Source organism: Magnetovibrio blakemorei, from assembly GCF_001746755.1.
GTDB classification, from domain to species: domain Bacteria; phylum Pseudomonadota; class Alphaproteobacteria; order Rhodospirillales; family Magnetovibrionaceae; genus Magnetovibrio; species Magnetovibrio blakemorei.
In genome coordinates, this window is record NZ_MCGG01000018.1 from 46,868 (window position 1) to 69,182 (window position 22,315).

At 54.0% G+C, this 22,315-nt stretch carries 21 protein-coding genes; 7 read left to right on the forward strand and 14 right to left on the reverse strand.

What is annotated here, in order from left to right; genetic code table 11:
- Positions 1-49: 49 nt before the first annotated feature.
- Entirely contained in the window at positions 50-649 is a 600-nt protein-coding gene (locus BEN30_RS06375) for a LysE family translocator (protein WP_069957501.1), read from the reverse strand.
- A gap of 91 nt (positions 650-740) precedes the next feature.
- Here BEN30_RS06375 and BEN30_RS06380 point away from each other — a divergent pair, with 91 nt between their 5' ends.
- The gene (locus BEN30_RS06380; RefSeq protein ID WP_069957502.1) at positions 741-1,628 is read left to right on the forward strand and encodes an NAD(P)-dependent oxidoreductase; all 888 of its coding nucleotides are present in this window, start codon (positions 741-743) and stop codon (positions 1,626-1,628) included.
- A gap of 73 nt (positions 1,629-1,701) precedes the next feature.
- The gene (locus tag BEN30_RS19095) at positions 1,702-1,827 is read left to right on the forward strand and encodes a hypothetical protein (protein ID WP_281201827.1); all 126 of its coding nucleotides are present in this window, start codon (positions 1,702-1,704) and stop codon (positions 1,825-1,827) included.
- Positions 1,828-1,851: 24 nt separating this feature from the next.
- Here BEN30_RS19095 and BEN30_RS06385 read toward each other — a convergent pair whose 3' ends face one another.
- Positions 1,852-2,697 (reverse strand): fumarylacetoacetate hydrolase family protein, encoded by an 846-nt coding sequence (locus tag BEN30_RS06385; protein WP_069957503.1) that lies wholly within the window; start codon positions 2,695-2,697, stop codon positions 1,852-1,854.
- A 140-nt stretch (positions 2,698-2,837) separates the two neighbouring features.
- On the opposite strand from BEN30_RS06385, the gene BEN30_RS06390 reads away from it, so the two are divergent.
- Both BEN30_RS06390 and BEN30_RS06395 read left to right on the forward strand, forming a co-directional pair.
- Positions 2,838-3,362 (forward strand): DUF2478 domain-containing protein, encoded by a 525-nt coding sequence (locus BEN30_RS06390; RefSeq protein WP_170826979.1) that lies wholly within the window; start codon positions 2,838-2,840, stop codon positions 3,360-3,362.
- 151 nt (positions 3,363-3,513) lie between these two features.
- Positions 3,514-4,074: a hypothetical protein gene (locus tag BEN30_RS06395; RefSeq protein WP_069957505.1), complete on the forward strand. Its 561-nt coding sequence runs from the start codon at positions 3,514-3,516 to the stop codon at positions 4,072-4,074.
- Positions 4,075-4,158: 84 nt separating this feature from the next.
- On the opposite strand, the gene BEN30_RS06400 is transcribed toward BEN30_RS06395, so the two are convergent.
- The 12 genes from BEN30_RS06400 to BEN30_RS06455 form a co-directional block, all read right to left on the reverse strand.
- The gene (locus BEN30_RS06400; RefSeq protein ID WP_139134886.1) at positions 4,159-4,557 is read right to left on the reverse strand and encodes a hypothetical protein; all 399 of its coding nucleotides are present in this window, start codon (positions 4,555-4,557) and stop codon (positions 4,159-4,161) included.
- A gap of 84 nt (positions 4,558-4,641) precedes the next feature.
- A complete protein-coding gene (locus BEN30_RS06405; protein WP_069957507.1) occupies positions 4,642-6,216 on the reverse strand; it encodes a dynamin family protein in 1,575 nt (524 codons plus the stop codon).
- A 22-nt stretch (positions 6,217-6,238) separates the two neighbouring features.
- The gene (locus BEN30_RS06410; protein ID WP_211563306.1) at positions 6,239-6,820 is read right to left on the reverse strand and encodes a DUF302 domain-containing protein; all 582 of its coding nucleotides are present in this window, start codon (positions 6,818-6,820) and stop codon (positions 6,239-6,241) included.
- Positions 6,821-6,857: 37 nt separating this feature from the next.
- Positions 6,858-8,246: a hypothetical protein gene (locus BEN30_RS06415; protein ID WP_069957509.1), complete on the reverse strand. Its 1,389-nt coding sequence runs from the start codon at positions 8,244-8,246 to the stop codon at positions 6,858-6,860.
- Positions 8,247-8,277: 31 nt separating this feature from the next.
- Positions 8,278-8,889 (reverse strand): nucleotide-binding protein, encoded by a 612-nt coding sequence (locus BEN30_RS06420; RefSeq protein ID WP_069957510.1) that lies wholly within the window; start codon positions 8,887-8,889, stop codon positions 8,278-8,280.
- 27 nt (positions 8,890-8,916) lie between these two features.
- On the reverse strand, positions 8,917-9,666 hold the full coding sequence (locus BEN30_RS06425) for a hypothetical protein (RefSeq protein ID WP_069957511.1): 750 nt from the start codon (positions 9,664-9,666) through the stop codon (positions 8,917-8,919).
- 129 nt (positions 9,667-9,795) lie between these two features.
- A complete protein-coding gene (locus tag BEN30_RS06430; protein WP_084005146.1) occupies positions 9,796-10,269 on the reverse strand; it encodes a sulfur globule family protein in 474 nt (157 codons plus the stop codon).
- A gap of 236 nt (positions 10,270-10,505) precedes the next feature.
- Positions 10,506-10,994 carry a hypothetical protein gene (locus tag BEN30_RS17880; RefSeq protein ID WP_084005148.1) on the reverse strand — a complete coding sequence of 163 codons (489 nt, stop codon included), beginning with the start codon at positions 10,992-10,994 and terminating at the stop codon, positions 10,506-10,508.
- A gap of 28 nt (positions 10,995-11,022) precedes the next feature.
- Positions 11,023-12,084 (reverse strand): hypothetical protein, encoded by a 1,062-nt coding sequence (locus BEN30_RS19100; protein ID WP_281201828.1) that lies wholly within the window; start codon positions 12,082-12,084, stop codon positions 11,023-11,025.
- A 57-nt stretch (positions 12,085-12,141) separates the two neighbouring features.
- Positions 12,142-16,323, reverse strand: a complete 4,182-nt coding sequence (locus BEN30_RS06445; protein ID WP_084005150.1) for an efflux RND transporter permease subunit — start codon at positions 16,321-16,323, stop codon at positions 12,142-12,144.
- Positions 16,324-16,346: 23 nt separating this feature from the next.
- Positions 16,347-17,498, reverse strand: a complete 1,152-nt coding sequence (locus BEN30_RS06450; RefSeq protein WP_211563308.1) for an efflux RND transporter periplasmic adaptor subunit — start codon at positions 17,496-17,498, stop codon at positions 16,347-16,349.
- Positions 17,499-17,598: 100 nt separating this feature from the next.
- The gene (locus BEN30_RS06455; RefSeq protein WP_069957516.1) at positions 17,599-17,994 is read right to left on the reverse strand and encodes an SCP-2 sterol transfer family protein; all 396 of its coding nucleotides are present in this window, start codon (positions 17,992-17,994) and stop codon (positions 17,599-17,601) included.
- A gap of 392 nt (positions 17,995-18,386) precedes the next feature.
- Between BEN30_RS06455 and BEN30_RS18795 the strand changes: the two genes are divergently transcribed.
- From BEN30_RS18795 to BEN30_RS06470, 3 genes are all read left to right on the forward strand, one after another.
- Positions 18,387-19,826, forward strand: a complete 1,440-nt coding sequence (locus tag BEN30_RS18795) for a sigma-54 interaction domain-containing protein (protein ID WP_069957517.1) — start codon at positions 18,387-18,389, stop codon at positions 19,824-19,826.
- Between the two features lie 55 nt (positions 19,827-19,881).
- Positions 19,882-20,328, forward strand: coding sequence for a phospholipase A2 family protein (locus tag BEN30_RS06465; protein ID WP_069957518.1), 447 nt, complete (start codon positions 19,882-19,884; stop codon positions 20,326-20,328).
- Between the two features lie 60 nt (positions 20,329-20,388).
- A partial coding sequence (locus BEN30_RS06470; protein WP_139134888.1) for a PAS domain S-box protein occupies positions 20,389-22,315 on the forward strand: 1,927 nt, incomplete at its 3' end.

Below are 22,315 nucleotides of genomic sequence, written 5' to 3' on the forward strand. Positions count from 1 at the left end.
GACACACGATCCTTCATAAAAAAGAATGGCTTATAAAGGATACCATGATTTAGACCACAGCGGGAATGATCGACAACAACAGCAACCCGGCCATAAACCAGTTGAACGCTTTGAGTCGCCCCGGCGTGTGCAAAAATCGCCCAATGAACAGGCCGAACACCGCCCATGTGCCGGCACTGGGAAACGTCACCAAAAAAAAGATCGCCGACATCACCGCCACTTCCACCAGCAAGTCACCGCGTAGCGTTGTGAACGTCGCCACCGCGCCCACGGCAATCGCCCAGGCTTTGGGGTTCACCCACTGAAATGCGGCGGCTTGTAAAAACGTAAACGGCTTGGCGCGGGCCTTGCCCCCTTTAACTTCGCCCGACGTGGCAATCTTCCACGCCAAAAAAACCAGATAGGCTATGCCAACGTATTTCAACACCACGTGTATTTGGGGATACATTTCAAAAACCGAGCCCAGCCCCAACCCGACCATCAAGTTCATGAGGGCAAAGCCGACCGCAATGCCCAAGATGTGAGGGACCGTGCGCACAAAGCCAAAATTTACCCCGCTGGCCGTCACCATCACATTGTTCGGACCGGGCGTAAAAACCGCCGTGGCGCAAAAAACGATGAGGGGAATGATCTGGTCAAATAGACCCATAACGGCAGTCCTTCTGCGGGACGGAAAAATTTGATACGCTCAGCATATATATCTCATCATTTTACGCAAATACGAGCACAAGGATTGCATCATGACGTCATCGCCCCTCCCATCCGGTAATTTAGGCCTCATCGGCTGCGGTCTCATGGGGCATGGCATTGCCAAGAACCTCTTGCTTAAAGGCCATCGGGTCGCGATTTTTGATCACCCCGGCAATCAGTCATGTGACGATTTGATCCAATTGGGGGCAACGTTCTGTTCCACATTTTCTGAACTGGTCCAAGACAAAGACGTGCTTTTCATCGTTTTACCGGGATCGCCAGAGGTCGAAGCCGTGCTGCTGGGCGAGCAGGGTCTGGTGGCGCACTTGCCCCCCGGCACTTTGATCATTGACGCCACCACGGCCGAACCGGAACGCAGCCTCACCATTGCCGCTGCCGTGACAGCAAAAGGCTGCTCCTATGTCGATGCACCAATGACCCGAACCCCCAAAGAAGCCGAAGCCGGTCGGTTAAACGTCTTAATCGGCGGGGAAGACAAAGACGTCACCCGGGCAAAGCCCTATATTCAGTCTTATGCGGAAAACATCTATTGGGGCGGCGGCGTGTCGGCAGGACACCGTTTGAAATTATTGCACAATTTTGTCTCCATCGGCCAAGCCACCATCATTGCCGAGGCGGTGGCCACGGCCCACAAGGGAGGCGTGGATCTGTCCGTGTTGACCGAAGTCTTGGCCTCCGGTGGTGCTGGGGGTGTGGCGCTGGAACGCATGCGGCCTTACATTGAAAACAAAGACAGCTCAGCCTTTCGCTTCGCCATCAAAAACGCCGCCAAGGATTTAGACTATTACACCCGCATGGCCGAAGCGCTGGACGCGCCTTCTCAGGCGGCCCAAGCGGTCCATCAGGTATTGAACCGTGCCCAGATCCAATCAGAAGCAGCCGTCATGCCGGAACTCATCGATATTTTAAACGCCTAAACGCGTTCAGGCTCCGTTCAGTGGGGAACATGCATAAAGGTCACCACACCCCCCATGCTCAGGAGTTCCCCCCATGTTAATCCGTGCCGCCGAACACATCGAAAAAAAGCGCGCTGCCATCGGTGCCACCACCATCATCCTCACCATCGCTGTCCTGTTTGTGGCTGTGACCGCATTGGGCTTGGCGCAAATGGCTTAAGGGTCTAGGTGCAAAGAGCTGGGTTTAAGCGTCAGCCACCACGCGTTGGCGCTGTTCCCCCAGGCCTTGCACGCCCAGGCGCATTTCATCACCGGGTTTTAAGAACTGCTGCGGCTTCATGCCCATGCCGACACCGGGCGGCGTTCCGGTGCAAATCACGTCACCGGGATAGAGCGTGAAAAAGTTTGAGAGATAACTGACAATATGGGCCACGGAAAAAATCATCGTGGCGGTGTTGCCCCGCTGGCGGCGCTCGCCATTGACGTCCAGCCACAGGTCTAACGCCTGAGGGTCAGAGATTTCGTCACGGGTAACCAGCCAAGGACCAATGGGGCCAAAGGTGTCACACGATTTGCCCTTCACCCATTGCCCGGTGCTTTCCAACTGAAACGCCCGCTCTGACACATCGTTGACCACGCAAAAACCTGCAACGTGATCCAGCGCATGGGCCTGTGTGACATACTTCGCCCGGGTGCCGATGATTACGCCCAACTCGACTTCCCAATCGGCTTTGATGGAACCGCGCGGCAGCACCACGTCGTCGTTTGGACCGCTCAGGCAACTGGTGTGTTTGGTGAACAGCACAGGCTCTTTCGGTTCCGCCATGCCGGTTTCTTTGGCATGGTCGGAAAAGTTCAAGCCAATGGCCATGAATTTACCAACACCCGCGACGCAAGCGCCGATACGTGGTGCACCTTCGACAATGGGCAAAGTACCAACGTCCAAAGCCGCCAGACGCGCCAGTCCTGCATCCGACAGAACTTCGCCTGACAGATCGGGCACACGAGTTGATAAGTCGCGGATGTTGCCATCCCCGTCCAACAGACCTGGCTTTTCCTGACCCAAGGGGCCGTAGCGTAAAAGTTTCATAGCTCTTCAATGCCTTGGAGAGACTGCCCTGTCAACACCGCGTCAACACCGCCACTTTCCCCAGCCCTCATTGATGCTGAGACCTTTCGCAGTTTGCCATGACGTTCTATACTCCGCGCGTTCAACTGAAAGGGCCGCATATGTCCAACCCAAAGATTGCTGGTGTCGTATATGAGCGTGGAGCCCCCATCCGCGACCTCATGAAAGCGTTCGTGCAGATTCTGAAGGCCAACAACGTCAATGTTCACGGCATCTTGCAAGAAGTCCCCCAAGAGCTCGACCCTGCAAACGCCGGTTGTGGTGTGGACGCCATCGACATCAAAACCGGTGAGCACGTGGCCCTGGTGCGTCCCACCCAATACGAATTGGACAATAATATTTGCAGCCTTGATGTGGCACAGTTGGCGGAAGCCTCAATGATTTTGCGCCGCGCTCTTGACGACCACGCCGATATTGTCGTGGTCGAGAAATTCGGCAAGCATGAAAAAGACGGCGGCGGATTAAGCGATGAATTGTTGGCCGTCATGGCCGAAAACATTCCCACCGTTGTCTCGGTGCCGCTGTTTGAACAAGAAGCCTGGGAACAGTTCACGGGCGGTTTGGGGACGATGCTCAGCTGTGAGCTTGACCAAGTCGTCACTTGGTGGAATGCACAAAAACCCTAGGCTCAGAACCAATACCACCCTGCTCTGTCAGCAATATTCAATTTTCATTAATTTCGAATGCTCTAATATGCATTTTTACGCTATAATTCATTCGTCGCATAAATAAATAGATTCTATCAATGAATCAGCTGACAGTATTTTTGGGGGCAAAATGACTTCAACAAAACCGCATAAACAATGTTCCGACGCCACATTTCGGCTGTCTGTCTACGAAGCTGGTCATACCATTACAGCATATCTTCTCAATCAAAAAATTGTTGCCGTACGCATGTTGCCGCGCCCACCGATGACCATTGCCGAAAAGAAGTTCATCAGCAACAGCTGGGAATCCTTTATGGACATTTTGGAAAATCGAGCACTGGAATTGTTTGGCGGACAAATCGCCGAAGAAATGTTGTGCGGCAACACCACATGTTGCTCTGGCGACATTTCCCGCATTGATGAAATTTCCCGTATTCTGGCTGGTCTATCCGTCAATGAAGACTACGACAACGAAGACATTTTGTTCTCATTGGAAGATCGCGCCATAGCCATGTTTGCACCAGAGCATGTCCGCAACGCCATATTGCCTGTGGCCAAATATCTCTATGATCAAGATGAAGCCGGTGAAATTGAAGTGAGCGGCAAGGAAGTCACAAAAATTATCGAACAATATATTCCGCGTCCGCCCAAAGAAAAAGGCGGACTGCTTAGCCTGCTGAGACTGGGGTAAGCCTTCCACCTTTTAGGTCACCTTATTGGGGTGTCCTTGAGCCGTCGAACGTTCCCGCTTTCCAGCCAAATTTCGAAATTGATCTTATTGCCCCATGTTCCAGAAGTAGTTCATGGGCGATGAGAACATGCTGGTCGAACGACCGACATCATGCGACATGCGCGCGACGTTGGCATTCATACCAACCGTTGACCCGGTCATGATCGCCATGTTTCTCGACACTGTGAGCAACTGCGCATCCATGCCCTGTACAGACGTCTGAATGCTCGCGATGTTGGTCGACATAGCGCCGATATCTTGGACCATCACCTTTTGCACTTCCGTCATGGTGTGCAAGTCGGTGCCCATAGCCACGATGGTTTGCGTCATCGTATCGATGCGGTTGGCAATGCCCCACATCAAATACGTGAAAACGCTCATCACCACCACGATGCCACTGATGCCGACAACGACATAGCGGCTGTTATTGACTCTTCTGTACACGTCCAACCCCGTTTTTTTATTGTTTAGACCTGCGTTCACCGTGGGGTTGATCCCCCCGGCCACGTTGATCTTGATTGTTCACATTCACCCAGTCGGAACTGAGCTTGATTGTATAACAGATTCTGAGGGGAGAACCTGCTGTGTTTTATCAGCAACCAGTCCCGTATTTATCGATTGCCCAGGATCGACATCAACGGGTGGCGTTGCAGCCAAGGCGGCTTCCCTCTGTGCTTTGCGCCCGGACGGATCCGTATGCTGATCGTTCAGACGCTGAATGTGGCCTTCAACCGCACCCAAAACTTCGCTCACCATCCGACGGGTGCCCTTCCCCCAACCGGTGACGCCGCTGCTGAATGTGCTTCGCCAAGCCCGGGTGTTTTTCACAAACGCATTTTGCACGTTGAGTTCGTAATCCCCAAACACGCTCGGCAGTTTGGTCGCAATGTACTTGGCCGCCATTTTACGCATGGTAAAATGCCACGAAAAGGCGACAACACCGATCGCGCCAGCGATGGCCAACAAACTCAGAACATAACCCTTTACGGCGTCAAAGGCAGACACAAAGGTGTCCAGGCCAAAGACCTGTACGGCCCCAAATGCCACCGCCACGGCAAGCACGGCACCGATGGTGTCGCCGATCCGAACCAGTCTGCACCAGCGTTCGACCGCCACTTCGATGGCAGGCACGGCTTCGGCTTCCAATTGACGGGCAACATCTTCAAGAGAACTGACCACGCGGTAACCGCGTTCGATTTCGACCTCGTCCATGCGCCGGGTGATTTCCGCCATGTCTTCATCACGTTTGCGCCGATAGCGTTCGCGCAGCGTCGCATCGGCGATGGGCACGGCGGCCGCTTCGTTGTAAACGCACAAGAACCGCCCACTGGCCAAGCCCGCTTGGGCCAAGGCCCGCTGCCACGCAGCAACCACTTCTTCTGGATTGTCTTCCCGTGCGGTGGTGTCGATCTGATTGAGGATGTAAACAAATTTTGTTGAATCCGCACGCCCGGCCGCTTTCGCCACCAGGTGCTTCAAGGTGTCTTGCATCGCGCCCGGTTCTGGATGACGGGCGTCAAAAAAGATCAACACCAAATCGGAAATATCGATGATGTGATCTGTCAGGCGCAGGGTTGAACGGCGTTGATCATCGGCATCGAAGCCCGGTGAATCAATCAGCGTGCGGCCCTTCAAACTTTCCGTATTCGCGGTTTTCAGTTGAAGGTAGGTATCAATGCGACGCCCTTCCCCTTCAGCCACTTTTTCAATTTCCATGGCAATGCCAAAGAAGGGAAAGCGTGGATCATTGTTTAACGCGGTGCCCGGAAGGGTGCGCGATGTTTCGTGATTGGAATAACAAACCACCGTAAACTTATCATCCACAGCTTGGTTGCCGGTCCGTTGTAACGCTTGGCCTAAAATGTGGTTGATGAACGTGGATTTGCCCGACGAAAAAGTCCCCATAACGCTGATCAAGGGCCACCACGTGATCCGCGTCGCCAAAGACTCGTCCGTCTTCAAAAGCCCCAAACGATAGAGCACCTTGTCGAGCTTGCGGTACGTCGGCAAAACCTGAAGAAGGTCTGGATGCTCCTCTTGCAGGTGCGTCTCCAGGTTGTTCAAACGCTCGATAACGGTCGCATTTGGGCGGCTAAAAAACATTCATATCACTCCATCGCCGATGTTAAAAATCGCCTTTTGCACCGCGAGCCAAAACATCTTGCATGATCTCTTTAACCTTTATGGCTTCTGCTTTGAGTTCCGGCGGCAAAGGTGTTCCGCCGTAAATCATCGGGTCCATATTCAGCGTGTAAATCCATAACCGCCCTTTTTTGTCTTCAACCAAAGACAACCGGCACGGCAAGTAGGCGGCATAAGAGTCAGAATAATCCAACATTTGCGCCGCCGTCATCGCATTGCAAAACATATAGATTTTGACAAACCGATAGGGCTTGCCGCTCATGGCTTCGACTTGCTTGGACAGGGGCAATTCGCCAACGTTTTTAATGTTGTGTTCGTTGGCGACGAACTTGATGGTTTGGTCCACCTCATCGGCGGTCAAACTTTCGTTCACTTGCGCCTTCCACACGGTGGCATCCGCCGCATTGCCGGTTTCCAAAATTTGTTGGAACATGCTGACATACGTATCAAGTGCTTTTTCATCAAATTCAGCAAAGCGGTTTTTCACGTCCATCACATATGGTGCGGCAATAAGCCCCGCAAAAACAACCACAAGGCCGATGATCGCAAAAAGATTTCTGAGCATGCCCATTGGTATCAATCCCTAATCGTTTTGGTTTCACCTACTGCGCTGCTGGAGCCGGGGCCGGGGCCGGGGCCTGAGCCGGAGCCGAGCCAGGAGCCGGGGCGTTCTGACGCGCGGCCGCAGCCTTCTGCATAAACTCAACATGTTTGGCCTGCATCTGGGTGCGCAGTTCATTGGCCTTTTCAGGGTCTAAGCGGTACAACGTTCCCATTATCGAACCCGCCGCCCAAGGCGTATCCCCGGCGAGCAAACGCACGCCTGTTTCGAAATACATATCTGCGGCTTCTTTGAAACGACGCTGGACAAAGTACACGTTGCCCAATTCGCCCGCGACATCGGCTTCTTCCGTGGTTTCAAGCAAAGCTTTGTAAAGTTCTTCGGCTTTGTTCAAATCGCGTTGCCAAAAGGCTGTGCGTGCGGCGGTCCACTGTTCCAGCACGGCTGGGTCAAGCTTGTCATTGGCCGGAACTTGTTGGGCAGGCAATTTTGCCCGCTCGGCCATCATTTCAGCGCGACGGGCTTCAGCTTGGGCTTGCGCTTCAGCCTGGGCCTTCTCATAGGCTGCACGGGCTTTGGCCTGAGCAGCTTGCTGTTGAGCCTGATATTCAGCCATCGCTTTTTCGCGCGCTTTCATCGCTTCAGCCTGGGCCTCTGCTTGGGCTTTCGCTTGCGCCTGAGCATTTGCTTGCGCCTGAGCTTGGGACGCTTGTGCCTGAGCAGGTCCCTGATTTGGACCCGACATGGCCTGATTTTGGGCCCGGCTTTGAGCGGCTTTCATCTGTTCAAGCGCCTGTGCCTGAGCTTTGGCATTTTCTGCGCGTGCCTCAGCAGCCTGGGCTTGAGCCTTATAGGCTTGCTCCGCCGCTTGGGCTTGAGCCTTTTCAAATTCAGCTTTCTGACGCTCTTCGGCTTCTTGCTGGGTTTGCTTCATGCTGGCTTCTGCCGCAGCCTGAGCCTGCTTTGCAGCTTCTTGTGCCTTCAACGCATCCGCCTGGGCTTTTTCAAACGTCTCTTTACGTTTGGCCTCGACTTCAGCTTGCATTTGTTTGGCTTTTGCCTGGGCCTGTTCAAACGCCGCTTTGTTTTGAGCCGCATGCTCAGCAGGGCTCATAGGCTTTGACGAAACTGCTGCCGGAGCAACAGGTGTTGATGCTTCAGCCGCGGGCTCACTATCAGCCTCGCTGAGAGGTTCACTGGCCACTGGCGCGGTAGGCGCACTCGCTGACGCGGCAGGCGTCAATTGCGTTGGCATTTGTGCAGGCGTGCTGTTTTCGCTCACGGAGGCCGTCTGTGTCGACGGTCCATCCATAACACCCAATTGCACGAGTTCTCTCTCAATCTCTTCTTGGTACACCAAACCGGCGACAACCAAAACAGCGACGAAGATGATAACCAGATGATTCAAAATCCAACGAATAACAGGCATGCCTAACTCTCCAATTCTTGACTATTGCGGCTCATCCATAGAGCATTTCAGCCAATGCACTCAGTTCAAGCGCCGCTTTACCGCGAGGCTCCAATTCAAAAACGCCCAGTCCTTCACTGAAGGAACGGCGAAACGCCATACGCTGCGACAATACGTGATCCAAAACCTGCATGCCGGGAATTTGTTTGAGCACCTCTTGGGTCTCAAGATTCTCGCTTGAAGATGGATGGGTGTCGGCGCGATTGAGAAAAGCGAAAACTTCGGGTTTTTTCACATTGGCGCGTGTACTTTCTTCGATGATCGCCAAAAACTGCTGGGTTGCCCACACATCCGCTTGGGACGGGGTCACCGGAATCACGATGCGATCGGCACGTCCCAGCGCATTGCGCGCCGCTTGCATGTCGGACAAACCAATATCGATCAATACATTGCCCGCAGCTTTTTTGGGGATAGATCCAAACACCGAGACGGTCGGCTCATAGCCTTCTTCAACGCGCACATCAACGGCATCGCGCAGGGTGTTTTGGGGATCCAGGTCGCAAAGCACCACATCGTGCTCGGCACAGGCCAGCCACAGGGCAAGATTAAACACCACGGTGCTTTTGCCCGTTCCGCCCTTTAAATTTCCAACCACTGTGATCATGTTGTTATTGTCCTTTGATTGGCTTCGTTATTGTCCAGGCTTCGGTGCTTCAATGCGTTGGTAACCTGCGGGCACATCGAACCACGTCTCGTCACTGTCGGCAACTTTCAGACCGCGCAATTCACGGGACAATCCGGTGCTGGGATCTTCTTCTTTCACGATGATGCCCAGGTCCGTATCAACCAAACGATATGATGAGGTGATGGTCCCATCCGGCGCGGCCAACGAAACGTCCCAACGTTCCGTCTCGCGGCCTTCAAAGGTCACATTCCCGACCTTGGTCAATTGCATGATCCGCCCGTCGGTAAATTCTTGTCGCACGATCATTTTGCGAATAGGTTCCCACCACAATGTCGAGGTGCTTTTCGTCGGCTCAAAGTATTGGCTCCACTGCTGCACCGTCAATGCACCAAACTTGGCATCGCCCACCTTGGTGCACGTCAAACCTTCGATCTGCGGACAGGGATTGCTATCGTCGCCGAACACCATCGGCGCATCCGCCGGGGCGACAATTTCCATGTAGAGTTTTTCCTGAGGAAACAGAATGCGCATAATATTCTGTTTGGGCAGAACGATTTTAACCATTTCACGACCGCGCTCAACATATTCAAAACGCGTGGCGGTATCGGAAACAAAAATCTTCCCGCTTTGCTGCGGTTGATCCTTAACGCTCTGCACGGCAGTTGCCGTAAAAGGTTTTTTGCTTCCCGCCAATGCAGGTGCCGACAGCGTCGCCAAGCTTAAAACAATTGCTGTAATGGTGATCAAATACCGCATAGCGAAGCGTGTCCCTAACTTTGTCCCGAAAGACTTGCCCAGAAGGCTCGGTCGTGTTTTTAACAAATCGATTGAAGGGGTGGGTAGGAGGCATCACAATGCGCGATGCCTCCCATCCGACCGATCAGCTTATTTAGCTGGTGCTGCGGGAGCCTGCGGGGCTGCCGGAGCCGGAGCGCCATACGGAGCGCCATAAGGTGCGCCATACGGAGCGCCATAAGGTGCGCCATACGGAGCGCCATAAGGTGCGCCATAACCATACGGTGCATAGCCATTGTAGCCGTTATAGCCGTTATAGCCATTCCAGCCGTTATAGCCGCTGCCGTTGTAGTTGTTGTAGGCGTTGCCGTTACCACGGCCGCTGCCGCTGCCGCTCATGCCGAACGAAAAGTCGCCAGAGCCGTCGCCGCCGCCATTGCCATAGCCGTTGCCGTTACCGTTGCCCCAACCGTTGTTATAACCATTGTTATTCCAACCGTTGTTGCCCCAGCCGTTGTTGCCCCAAGGGGTCCAACCCCAAGCGGCAGCATCGTTTGCGACCATGGAGCCAACCATAGCCACACCAGCGATTGCCAGGACTTTCATGATTTTTGTTGAGTTCATTTCCAGTACTCCTTCGTGCTTCTCTTTTTAGCCCTCTCGTGTGACGACGGATACCGGAGAGAGGACACTCCATAATCCGCACCGGGCGTTAGCCCGTAACCCTAACGAGCGTTAGCCCGTAACCCTAACGAGCGTTAGCCCGTAGCTTTAACGGGCGCTAACCCGTCACTTTAACGGGCGTTAACCCGAAAACCATTGGGCATGTGCCCAAGACGTCATGCCCTGTCCCTGCGCGTCTACCAAAATGGCAAGATCGCTGCGGGAGAATTTCCCCAGCCATAACCAGGGCTATAACCGCCCAAACCCGGCACGCCCAAACCGGGCGCCCCTAGACCGGGATACCCCAATCCACCAACATAAGGTGAAGGGGCATAACCGGGAGCCAAACCAAGCCCTCCATATCCGGGTGCAACCGCATACCCAGGATTGCCAAGCCCATTGCCATAGCCATAAGGGCTGGGCAATCCGCCCGGATAGACACCTGGATATCCGGGTAGATAGCCATACTTTTGGGCATCTTCTGCGTCCAAATTGCCATCCAAAGGTGCGTATTTCGGCAACTTTGCCGCCGGTTTATGAGGCGCAGATGTCGCTGCGGGCGGATCGTAATATTGCCCGCTGGCCTGGGGGTCCGTCCGCCAAGGATTCTGCGCCGTCGCCACAGTCGGGCACGCGAGCGAAATCATCGCGAAAAATGCTCCCACCAGTGCCAAACGGTTGTTCATCGTCTTAAAGTCCTCGTTCAAATCGAACTCAGTTGGTTTTTTCTTCGCTCTTGGGCGCATCTTGCGGTTGCGGCTGAGGCTGCGGATGAGGCGCATAACCGTATGGTGCACCATAAGGCACACCGTATGGTGCACCATAGCCCTGTCCATAGGGTTGGCCATATCCAGAACCGAAACCCTGACCATAACCACGCCCGGCATAAAAATTATTGTTTCGCATTTCGGTGAAACGTTTTTCAGCTTCAAGGCGACGCTTCTCCGCTTCGGCGCGACGCTCTTGTACCCAGTCGGGCTGTTGAGGCTGAGCCACATTTGCCCGCGGGGCAACTCCTTGTGGTTGGACGTAAGCTCCAGCACCCGGTCCGGTCGAAAGCCCCGGCACGGGCATACCACTGGGTGCCCACGTAAAGGGTTGCGGATAGTTTGGAACACCTGCTGGATATGCAGGAGCCGCCTGAGGGGACGCAGATGACGGAGCAGCCGTCGACGTCTCTCCTGCTGGCGTTTCTGCGGACTCCGTTTCGAGCGCCTGAGGTGCATATTGAGGGACAGCTGGCCCCATATTAAAGGGCGTGCCATACGGTGCGCCATAACCGTTCCTGAACGGCGCGCCTTGCCCGCTGTATGCCCCCCACCCCGGATTGCCGAGCCCATGCGCGCCACCTTGGCCATTCCCCCGGCCACCGATGCCAATATGTCCGCGAACTTGCACGTCCACTTGAGTGTCGCCACCCGTACCACCACCCGTACCACCACTGGCGCGATTGTTCATCGTCTGAGCATAAACATCATCCGATCCCGTGTTGGGCGCAACCGTTCCCGTCATAGGATCAAAACCCATCGGAGGGAATCCCCCCATGCCATTTGCTCCCGGCGGCAACGGACGCGCATAATATGGCCCTTGAGACCGGGGAGGCGCTGTGGGCTCGGTCGTGGTGGCATCTGTCGGCTGATCCGCGTCTTGCGCCAAGCACACCCCAGCACCCGGCCCAACATAAATCACTGTCGCCAGCCCTAGCACAACGGCAGGGGCCAACATCAGGGTCGGGAATCTCTGCAGTGCAACACGTGTCATCATTTTTGTGCGCATGATCCAATTCCTTTCGTTGATCTCAACAGTCATTGTTCACAACTCTGCCCCGCAAACCTACTCTTGGTCGGAGCCAGACGATCCGTCTTTGGGAACCGTCTTCAATCGAATCCCGCGACGCTGGGACTTCGGACGAACAGCAGGCTTTGGCGGCTTGTTTGGTGCAGCTTTGCCCGAAGCTTTGGCCGGAGCTTTAGCCTTCACTGGCGCTTTAGCGGGAGCCTTTGCCGGAGCCTTTGCCGGGACTTGAGGCGCAGGCTTTGATTTGACCGGAGTTTTGACCGGAGCTTCCGTCTTGGCTTTCTCGGGCGCTTTCGCTGGGGCCTGAGTTGGGGCCTTTGCCGGAGCCTTTTCTGGAGCCTTTTCTGGGGCCTTTGCCGGAGCCTCAGGGGCGGCAGGCTGGACACTCGGTTGTTCAGCCGGTTGTTCAGCGGGCAGCTTCACCTCAACTTGCGTTTCTGGCTTTTGCACTTCTGTTTGCACGTCCGGTTGCACATCCGGCGTTTTCGGCTCGGCTTTGTCCTGTGGGGCAGGCGCAGGAGCCGGAGTCGGAGCTGGTGTTGGTGCAGCCACCGGTGCAGCGGCTGGAGCCGGAGCAGGCTTCGGTGCTGGTGCGGGCTTAGGTGCCGGCGGAGGCGGTGGCGGAGGCGCTACCGAACGAGGCGCGGTCATGCGGCTCCAGGTGTCCTTCACGAACAATAAAATGAAGTACGGAATGGCGCGCAGCGCGTAGCCAACCATGGACAGAACATTGATCGCTTTTTGCACCCATTTCCAATGGATCACCCAGTGGAAAAACGTAACGATGGCGGTCCAGGCAAAAACGACGATCAAGGCCGGAACGACCCACAACAACCGCCATTTGCTTTTGCCCTGTTTACCCGTCACATCGTGTGACGACGACAGGCTGATGTCGGCATGTGTCACTCCCATTTGGGGAACTGCGCCAACGACCGCTTCATAACTCCGTGCAGTACCGGCACAACCATAGACCTTTTTGGGGTCAATGATAGCGCACTTCAGAGGAATCACGACCAACGTCAACAGGGTTGAAACCATCACGCCAAACATCAGCGAAATGGCCATGCCTTGGAAGATCGGGTCTGACAAAATCACACTGGACCCGGCCACCAAAGCCAGAGCCGTAATCATGATCGGGCGGGTTCTGGCGCGACAAGCTTCAATCACGGCTTCGCGCACCGGCGTGCCATTTTCGACCGCACGCTTGGAAAAGTCCGCCAGCAAAATCGAGTTGCGCACAATGATGCCCGCCAACGCAATAAAGCCGATCATCGACGTTGCCGTAAATTCCGCACCGAAAATCCAGTGACCGGGAATGATGCCGATCAACGTCAGCGGGATCGGTGCCATAATGATAGCTGGCAGCTTAAAGTTACCGAATTCCCACATCACCAGCATGTAAATCAAAATCAACGCCACGCCGAACGCCAAGCCCATGTCGCGGAAGGTTTCGTATGTCACCGTCCACTCGCCGGTCCATTCATACGCGCTGACGGAACTATCGGTAGGCGGCGAAAGATAATGCGATTCAAGCTTCACGCCATCGGGTGTGGTGTAATCCAGCAACAAATCTTCAACCGCAAACATGCCGTAGATCGGCGCGGCCAATCGGCCAGAAACTTCACCGGTGACAAATTCAACCGGGCGGAGATCCTTGTGGAAGACCAACTCATCTTGCGCAACACGTTCAAAGCGGCCCAACTCAGACAAGGGTATCATCTTGCCCGTTGAAGACGGGATCGGCAATTGCCCCAAACGGCTGAACTGATCGCGCATGGAAATCGGAATTTGCACCACGATGTAGCGCGGCTCCAAAATGGTGCCAAGCTTCACGTCGCCCAGTTTAAAGCGTCCCATAACCATTTCGAGCTGCTTATTGATGTCTTCAACCGACACGCCACGGCGCACCGCTTTTTCACGGTCGACAATGAAGTGCCAAGCTTCGTACTGGTCTTGAATCAGGTTGTCTTCATCCACCACGTTGCCCGCTTTGGCGAAAACTTTGGTCAAGTCTTGTGCCACTTGACGGCGCGTCGCCGCGTCCGGGCCATAAACTTCGGCGACCATGGTTTGCAACACGGGCGGTCCCGGGGGCATTTCAACCACCTGGATTTTGGCACCCAGTTTTTTCGCCAAGGGGGTCAGCATTTCCCGGGCAACGACCGCCAACTCGTGAGAGCTGCGTTTGCGATCACCCTTTTCCAAAAGCTGGACCTGAATGTCCCCCTGCCAAGCTTCTTGACGCAGATAATAATGACGCACCAGACCATTAAAGTTAAACGGCGAGGCGGTACCGGCATAGGTTTGGATGGCCGTGACTTCCGGCAATTCCAACAACAGATCCGTCATCGCCTGGGTGACGTTCGCGGTCTCCGGCAAGGCCGTGCCTTCGGGCATATTCACCACCACGTTGAATTCCGGCTTGTTGTCCAAAGGCAACATCTTCACCGTCACCGAGGTGGTGTAAAACAGCGCAAAACAAGCGAACAAAATACCCAGCATGGTGAAGCGGAAAATGCGGTATTTGGTTTTGCTTTCGATCAACGGCATCAGCATGCGACGGAAAAAACCGTCCAGCCATTTTTGCTGTTTTTCTTCTTTGTGGTGCGCTTTGCTCAAGGAGTCCATTGAGGGACGAATGCGCATGGCGAGCCACGGCGTAAAGATAAACGCCGCAAACAATGAAAAGATCATCGCCACCGAACCCAAGGCCGGGATTGGCGCCATATACGGCCCCATCATGCCGGACACAAAGCCCATGGGCATCAACGCGGCGATCACCGTAAAGGTTGCCAAAATGGTTGGGTTGCCGACTTCCGCAACGGCTTCAACCGAAATATCGGTATTGACTTCGCCCTTCAACAGCCAGTGTCGATAAATATTTTCAATAACGACAATGGCGTCATCAACCAAAATACCGATGGAGAAAATCAGCGCAAACAAGCTCACGCGGTCAATGGTGAAGCCCATGATCCAGGCCGCAAAAACGGTCACCAAGATCACCACCGGGATCACGATCAAAACCACCACGGCCGCGCGATAGCCCAAGAAAATCCAGATCAAAACCGTCACCGCCCCGGTGGCGACAAACAATTTGAAAATCAGTTCGTTGACCTTGTCGTTGGCGGTCTTACCATAGTTGCGAGTCACCGAAACTTCGACATTGTCGGGAATGATGCGGCCTTTCAGGTATTCAACCTGGGCCAACACGCCTTCGGCCACACTCACGCCGTTCGAGCCAACTTTTTTAGCCACCGCGATGGTCACCGCCGGTGCACCAACAGGTGCCAAAATCTCTCCGGATGAATAGGCCGGACCGGTAAAGTATTGGACCAAATTTTCCGCCACTTGCGGGGCTTGGCTGACCACCGCCACATCCCGTACATAAACCGGGCTACCGTCATGCACACCAACGATCAAGCGTTCAACATCTTCGGGCTTGGTGAGGAACGAACCGGTGAAAATTTGCAGGTTTTTACCAGCCGATTCAACTTGCCCCGCTTCGGTTTCCGAGTTCGCGCTGGTGATGGTTTTCGCCAACTGACCGACGCTGATCCCATAACCGGCCAAGCGTTCGGGGAACACTTCAACGCGCAACTCTTCGGCGCGTCCACCGACGATGAAGCTTTGCGAGGTATTGGGAACCTCTTTCAAGCGCTGCATCACGTCCAACGCCACCAAACGCAAGGCGGCATCATCAACATCGTGCGACCACAAGGTCAGCGTCACGACCGGTACGTCATCAACCCCCTTCGGTTTCACCAACGGTTGAGACACGCCCGGCGGGATTTTGTCCATATTGGACATCAACTTGTCATACAGCTTCACCAACGAGGTTTCCAAAACCTCGCCCACGACGAACTGCACGGTCACCATACCGCCGCCATGGCGCGACATGGAATACACATGCTTCACGCCTGGAATTTCACTCATCAAACGTTCCAGCGGATCAATGGCGAGACTTGCCACCTGCTCTGCCGAAGCGCCTGGATAGCTGAAGAACACATCAACCATCGGCACGGAAATTTGTGGATCTTCTTGGCGCGGGGTAAACAAAAGCCCCATGATACCAATGGCTAAGCTGGCCAAAAGCAACAGCAACGACAATGGCGAGTTGATGAACTCTTTCGCCATAGCCCCGGCAATGCCAAGACTGATCTTAGCCTTAGGCTTGTCTTTCACAGCTTTACCAGCGTCATCATTTGTATGTTCAGTCATGTGCGGTTCCCCCCGGCTTTCATTTATTTAGCCGAGCTAGACGACAGACCTGCGGGCGGGTTCAAAATCACTTTTTCCCCTCCCTTTAGGCCAGCCAGCACACTCATGCGTCCATCGTCCAGGTTCACACCCAAACGCACCAAACGCAGCGAAATGTTTTCGCCATCAACGACAAAAACGCTTGGAAAACTTCCTCGCCAAACCAGGGCGGCGGTCGGCACGATGGGCGCGCTGCGATCCGACGTCGACAAATCCGGCACGCGAATTTCAGCGTACATCCCTGCGCCACCAGGCGTGCCCTCGGGCAGGTCCAATTTCACCGTGACGGTGTGACCGGACGTATCCGCCATGGGGAAAATTTGCGCCACACGCGCCATCACTTCTGCGCCGCGCACGTCAAGGCGCGCAGGCAACATCATGCCCTTATCAATGCTGGACACCAAGCGCACCGGCACTTCGACTTCCAAACGCAGATACTTGGTATAGGCATACTTCAGCAAAGACTGGCCGGGCTGGACGGTATCGCCCTCTTCCACCAGTTTTTGCGTGATCACCCCTTCAAACGGCGCCAAGGTGCGGGTGTCGCGGACGCTGGCATCCAAGGCTTCCAGACGCGCATGCGCTTGCGCCAACTGGCTTTGCGCCTGATTCATGCCGTTATAGCTGCTGTAAAGATCGGCTTGACGTTCCACACCGGAGTCTGATTTGCCGACCATATCGGAAAATCCGCGGGTGAAAAACTGGTCGAACATACTGGGCATGCCCATGCCCGGCATCGTCGAAATTGAATTTTGACGCGGCGAAATCAGCTCGCGCGAATATTGCACCCGTGCATTTTGCATAGCGGCCTGGGCGCTGGCGATATCGGCCAAAGCGGCACGGCGCTGCGCTTGAATGCTGTCATCATCAATGGTGACGAGCAGTTCTTCCTTTTTAAAGGAGTCCCCCTCCGCCCCGGAAATAAAGGTCACCCGACCCGGAGACTGTGCCGACAAATTGACCTCTTTGTACGGAACCACGGTCCCGGCCAAAGTGGTCATTTCACCGATTTGCTCAACCGCAATGACAGCCGTTTGATAATCTGCCGCAGGGGCAGGTGGCGCGTAACCAAAAGCGACAAAGGCCAGCGCACTCGCGACTGCCCCCTGAAACACCCTGGCCTTAATCAAACTCAATTGCGCCACCATTGCCGAACCTCCGATTTTCGTCTTTTGTATTCGTCTGTTTTATGCGCGCACCCAATTGGAAACGCTCATTTTTCTGTGCTCTAAAAGCTTATGCTTTTCCCATTGCGGCAAAGCTTTTCACGAAAGGACCTGCCATGCGCGGGTCTTTGACCATCGCACCATAGTCACCAACGAGGAATTGCATTTTTCGCGACGTGTAAGCAATGCCGAGCCCCATCATGCCGGGGGGCTTTGACATCCATTTTGTCCAATTGTCTTGGCTAGCGCGAATATCCCAGCTCAGTTCCTGGCCCTCAAACGCGCCAGCGGAAACGGCCTTGCCATTTTCCACAACCAAAACACCACGCGGCGCATCTTCGCCCAGGTAACCGTATGCAATCGTTGATGAAAAACCAATTTTCGCCAGCTCGTCCGAAAGACCAGCTTCGTTATTCCAGACATCTTGAAACGATGTCATCCACTCAGGCGCAAACAAATCAGCCATGATAAAACTCCCCCTTTATCAATACATTCAGGCTTTATACGTGTCGTTCTCAGGTTCTTTTCAACCCTTTAAGAAAGACACAATAGCCCGCAAAACTCAAAACGTTAACCCCTCATTAAGCAACGGACGTGCCACAAGGTTATTACATCTAGCAACGCATTGATTTACATACATATTATCTTAAAAAAAACGATTCGGTCTTTTTGCCTGCAACACTGCCATATTAGCACAATCAAATATAACGTCATGATAATATTGAACAAATTCGGCTGCAACACGCTGCAACATGTTGCGCAACGTTTTATTTCATGTCAGCATAATCTGCAACATATACCTTTTTTATAGAAATTCCTGGGCCAAAAAGCCGCATAAGTTGGATGAGACGGACGGATATGGGTGTTATCGACCACAAACTCGATTTAGCAGCAGTGAATCCCCTTTTTGAGACCTTGCTGAAATGCATCTCCGACGGCGTTCTCATCACCGATGAGAACGGCCAAGTTTTGTGTCACAACGAAGCGTTTCAGCAGATGATGTGTACAGGCGACGGCAAACCGGTTGGTGAGCAGGAATGGGAGCATCTCTTTGACTTGGCCAAAAAACCCACCTGTGCCGCCCATATGCGCTCACCGTTTACCAAGGTTGCAGGAACGCCCCTGGAAAACTTTGTCCGGGTGAAAGATCAAGTCAGCACCGGCGGGACCGTGCGCGACTTGGAACACTACCTGGGCACCATCACCCTGCCCGAAACGGATCGCAGCTTAAACATCTGTATTTCACAAGACCGCACCATGGCGAAAGCTCCAGACGCCAGCGCAACGTTGAGCCAACCCGGTTTCATCACCAATGACCGGGAAATGCTGTCGATCCTTTCGCACTTGGATCAGCTTGCCGATTCAACGGCACCGGTGTTGTTGATGGGTGAATCGGGCACCGGCAAAACTCAAGTCGCGCGGATGATCCACGAACAAAGCCCCCGTGCCGACAAGCCGTTGATTGAACTGAACTGCGCCGCCATCCCGGAACAATTGCTGGAATCAGAGCTGTTTGGCCACGTCAAGGGAGCCTTCACCGGAGCCACGCAAAAACGCAAGGGGCGTTTCCAGGCGGCGCACGGCGGCACCCTCTTGCTCGATGAAATCGGCGAAATCCCGTTGCACTTGCAAGCCAAGCTGTTGCGCGCCATCCAAGACCAACGGTTTGAGCCCGTGGGCTCTGACAGCACCGTTAAAGTGGACGTGCGGGTCATTTCCGCCACCAACCAAAACCTTCGGGATATGGTGAACGCTGGAAAGTTCCGCGCAGACCTGTTTTATCGCCTTGCCGTTGTGCCCATCAAAATTCCGCCTTTGCGTGAACGGGTGGGCGATATTCCCTTGCTGTTAAAGCATTTTTGCACCGACTTGACGGCCCGCGGATATCCTAACGATGTGGTTTGCACGCCCGATGCCATGCGCATGATGATGGACTATCCGTGGCCTGGAAACGTGCGCGAAATGATCAACGCGGTCGAGCATGCGTACATCTGCGCCATCGACAAATCCGTATTGCCGGAAAGCCTGCCCCAAGATATCCGCCACTATGCCGTCAACATGAGCTACGCCAACGCCATCGAATTGCCCATGGCCTATGGACGACGCCAAGACGATGCCCAACCCAAACCATACACCCCGCCCCCGCACACCGTGTTGGCGGGCGACACAGGTTTGGAAGCGGATAAAATCCGCATCGCCTTAAATACGGCTGGAGGAAATAAGTCTTTAGCTGCCAGAGCATTAGGGATTGACCGCACGACTTTATGGCGGCGCATGCGTAAGTTTGGCTTGGCATAAGCGGCTTGACCCTATAGCCTCCGCCGATTATTTGGTCGTTAAGGTGGATATTCCAATGCGCATTGCAGCTTTTGTCCTTTTTATTGTTTTGGCAGGCCTGACCACAACAACCAAGGCCGGATCCGGTTTTGATCTGTACGGCAATTGGTGCGGTCCCGGCACAAATGTGAATGCCGGACCACCGTTGGACCCCCTAGACGCGGCGTGCATGCATCATGATCAGTGTTACATCTCAATCGGTACGGCCTCTTGCGAATGCGATGTTGGGTTCATGCGCGAATTGCGCTCTATCCCTTATCCAAATGAAGATACGTTTTTGCGCTCGCGTGCCATGTACGACGCACTGGCCATGACGCCGTGCGACGACCCGTCCGGATGGGCCTTAAAACAAAGCCTGATGTGGAGCGACATCGCCGATGATGCGCTCAGCGGTCGGGCTACGCCGATGGAAGTCCCCGCCCGGTGGATGTACCTGTTTACCCGCTCCAATCCCTATCGCTAGCCGCCCCCCCCCCCCCTCCACCGCAAGCGTGTTTACATACGATAAGGACAACAGACTGACATGACCTTTTGGCGTCAGATCAAGGCACTTGTGACTGCCGCCCTATTAGTCACACAAATGTGGGCAATTGAAAGTGCCGCAGACCAGTCCGAACCCCGTGTGGTGCGGGTTGGTGTGTATCAAAACGCCCCCCAAGTGTTTATCGACAGCACGGGAACTCCGCGCGGCATTTACATCGATATTCTCGATGAAGTTGCCCGCCTGGAAGGTTGGAAACTGGACTATGTCCAAGGTTCATTCGCCGAACACTTAGAGGCGGTTGCGGCTGAGCGTCTCGACATGATGACCAGCATCGCCGCCACCCCGGAACGCAAAAAAGTTTTTGACTTTTCCCATGAAACCTTCGTTTCCGTATGGGCTCAACTTTACGTCACCCCCAGTTTAAGACCGCAGAACATCTTGGACTTGGATGGTCTGAAAATCGCCGTGATGCGCGATGGGTTGCTGGGAAAGAAGTTTCAAGAATTATGCTTAAATTTTGCCATCAATTGTCAGATCACCGCTGTAGCGTCCTACGACGATGCCCTTCAGGCCGTTGACGACGGAAAAGTCGATGGGGCCGTGGTCAACAGCATCTTGGGGTTTTCCCGGGAAAAAAAATATAAAGCCGTGCGCAGTTCCATCGTATTCAGCCCGGTGCCTCTGCAAGTCGCCCTACCCAAAGGCAAAAATGCCGATCTGGTTGCGGCGCTTGACGGTCATCTGGCCTTGTGGCGCAACAACAAATCGAGCATCTATTACCAAATCATTGACCGCTGGCTCGGCCTAAAACCGGAAGAAACGTTCACCGTACCCTCTTGGCTCAAGTGGCTTTTATTTGTCGGTGGCGCATCCATTGCCTTCATTTTTTTCTGGAATAGATCACTGCATCAAGAGGTCAATCGACGCAAAAAGACGGAAAAGGCCTTGCGTGAAAGCGAGCAGCGCTACCTTCAAATCCTCGAAAACATGAGCAGCGGCGTCGCCATCTACGAAGCGGTCGACAATGGCCAGGACTTTGTGTTCATCGATTTCAACGCAGCGGGAGAACGTATTGAAAAGATCTCCAAATCGGAAACTGTCCGCAAACGTTTGACTGAGGTTTTCCCCAGCGTCAGTAAATTCGGACTGCTGGAAGTTCTTCACAGAGTTTGGGCCACCGGACAACCCGAACATTTCCCCATCGCCATGTACAAAGACGAACGCATTTCGGGTTGGCGCGAAAACTATATCTTTAAGCTGCCAACCGGTGAAGTTGTCGCCATGTACGACGATATAACAGAACACAAACAAGCGGAAGAAGCCTTACGCAAAAGCGAAGTGAAGTTCCACTCCATCGTGCAAACCACGTCGGAAGGTTTCTGGCTAATCGACGTGAGTACCAAAAATACTCTGGAAGTGAATTCGGCCTTGTGCGAAATGCTGGGCTACACCGAAAGTGAAATCCTGGGCAAAACACCGTTTGATTTCGTAGACGAAGAAAACGCTAAAATTTTTCATATACAAACTTTGAAAATTGCAGATACGGACAACCGGGCTTACAACATCACCCTTAAACACAAAGACGGTCACGACATCCACACCCACTTTGAGGCCTCCACCATCCGCAATGATGACGGCAGCCCGCGTATTGCCTTTGCCTTCATCAAAGACATCACAGAAAGTGTTCGGATTCAAAATGAACTCCGTCTGGCCAAAGACGAAGCCGACCAGGCAAACCAAGCCAAATCGGCATTTTTGGCATCCATGAGCCATGAGTTGCGCACACCGCTGAATTCCATCATCGGCTTTGCGGAAATGATGCACTACGAAATCAAAGGCCCCCTGTCCGAACACTACAAGGAATACACCAGTTTGATCACCCGCAGTGGGCGGCTGCTTTTGGAAACGATCAACAGCGTGCTTGATATTGCCAAAATTGAAGCGGGAAAATTCGAACTCATTAAAG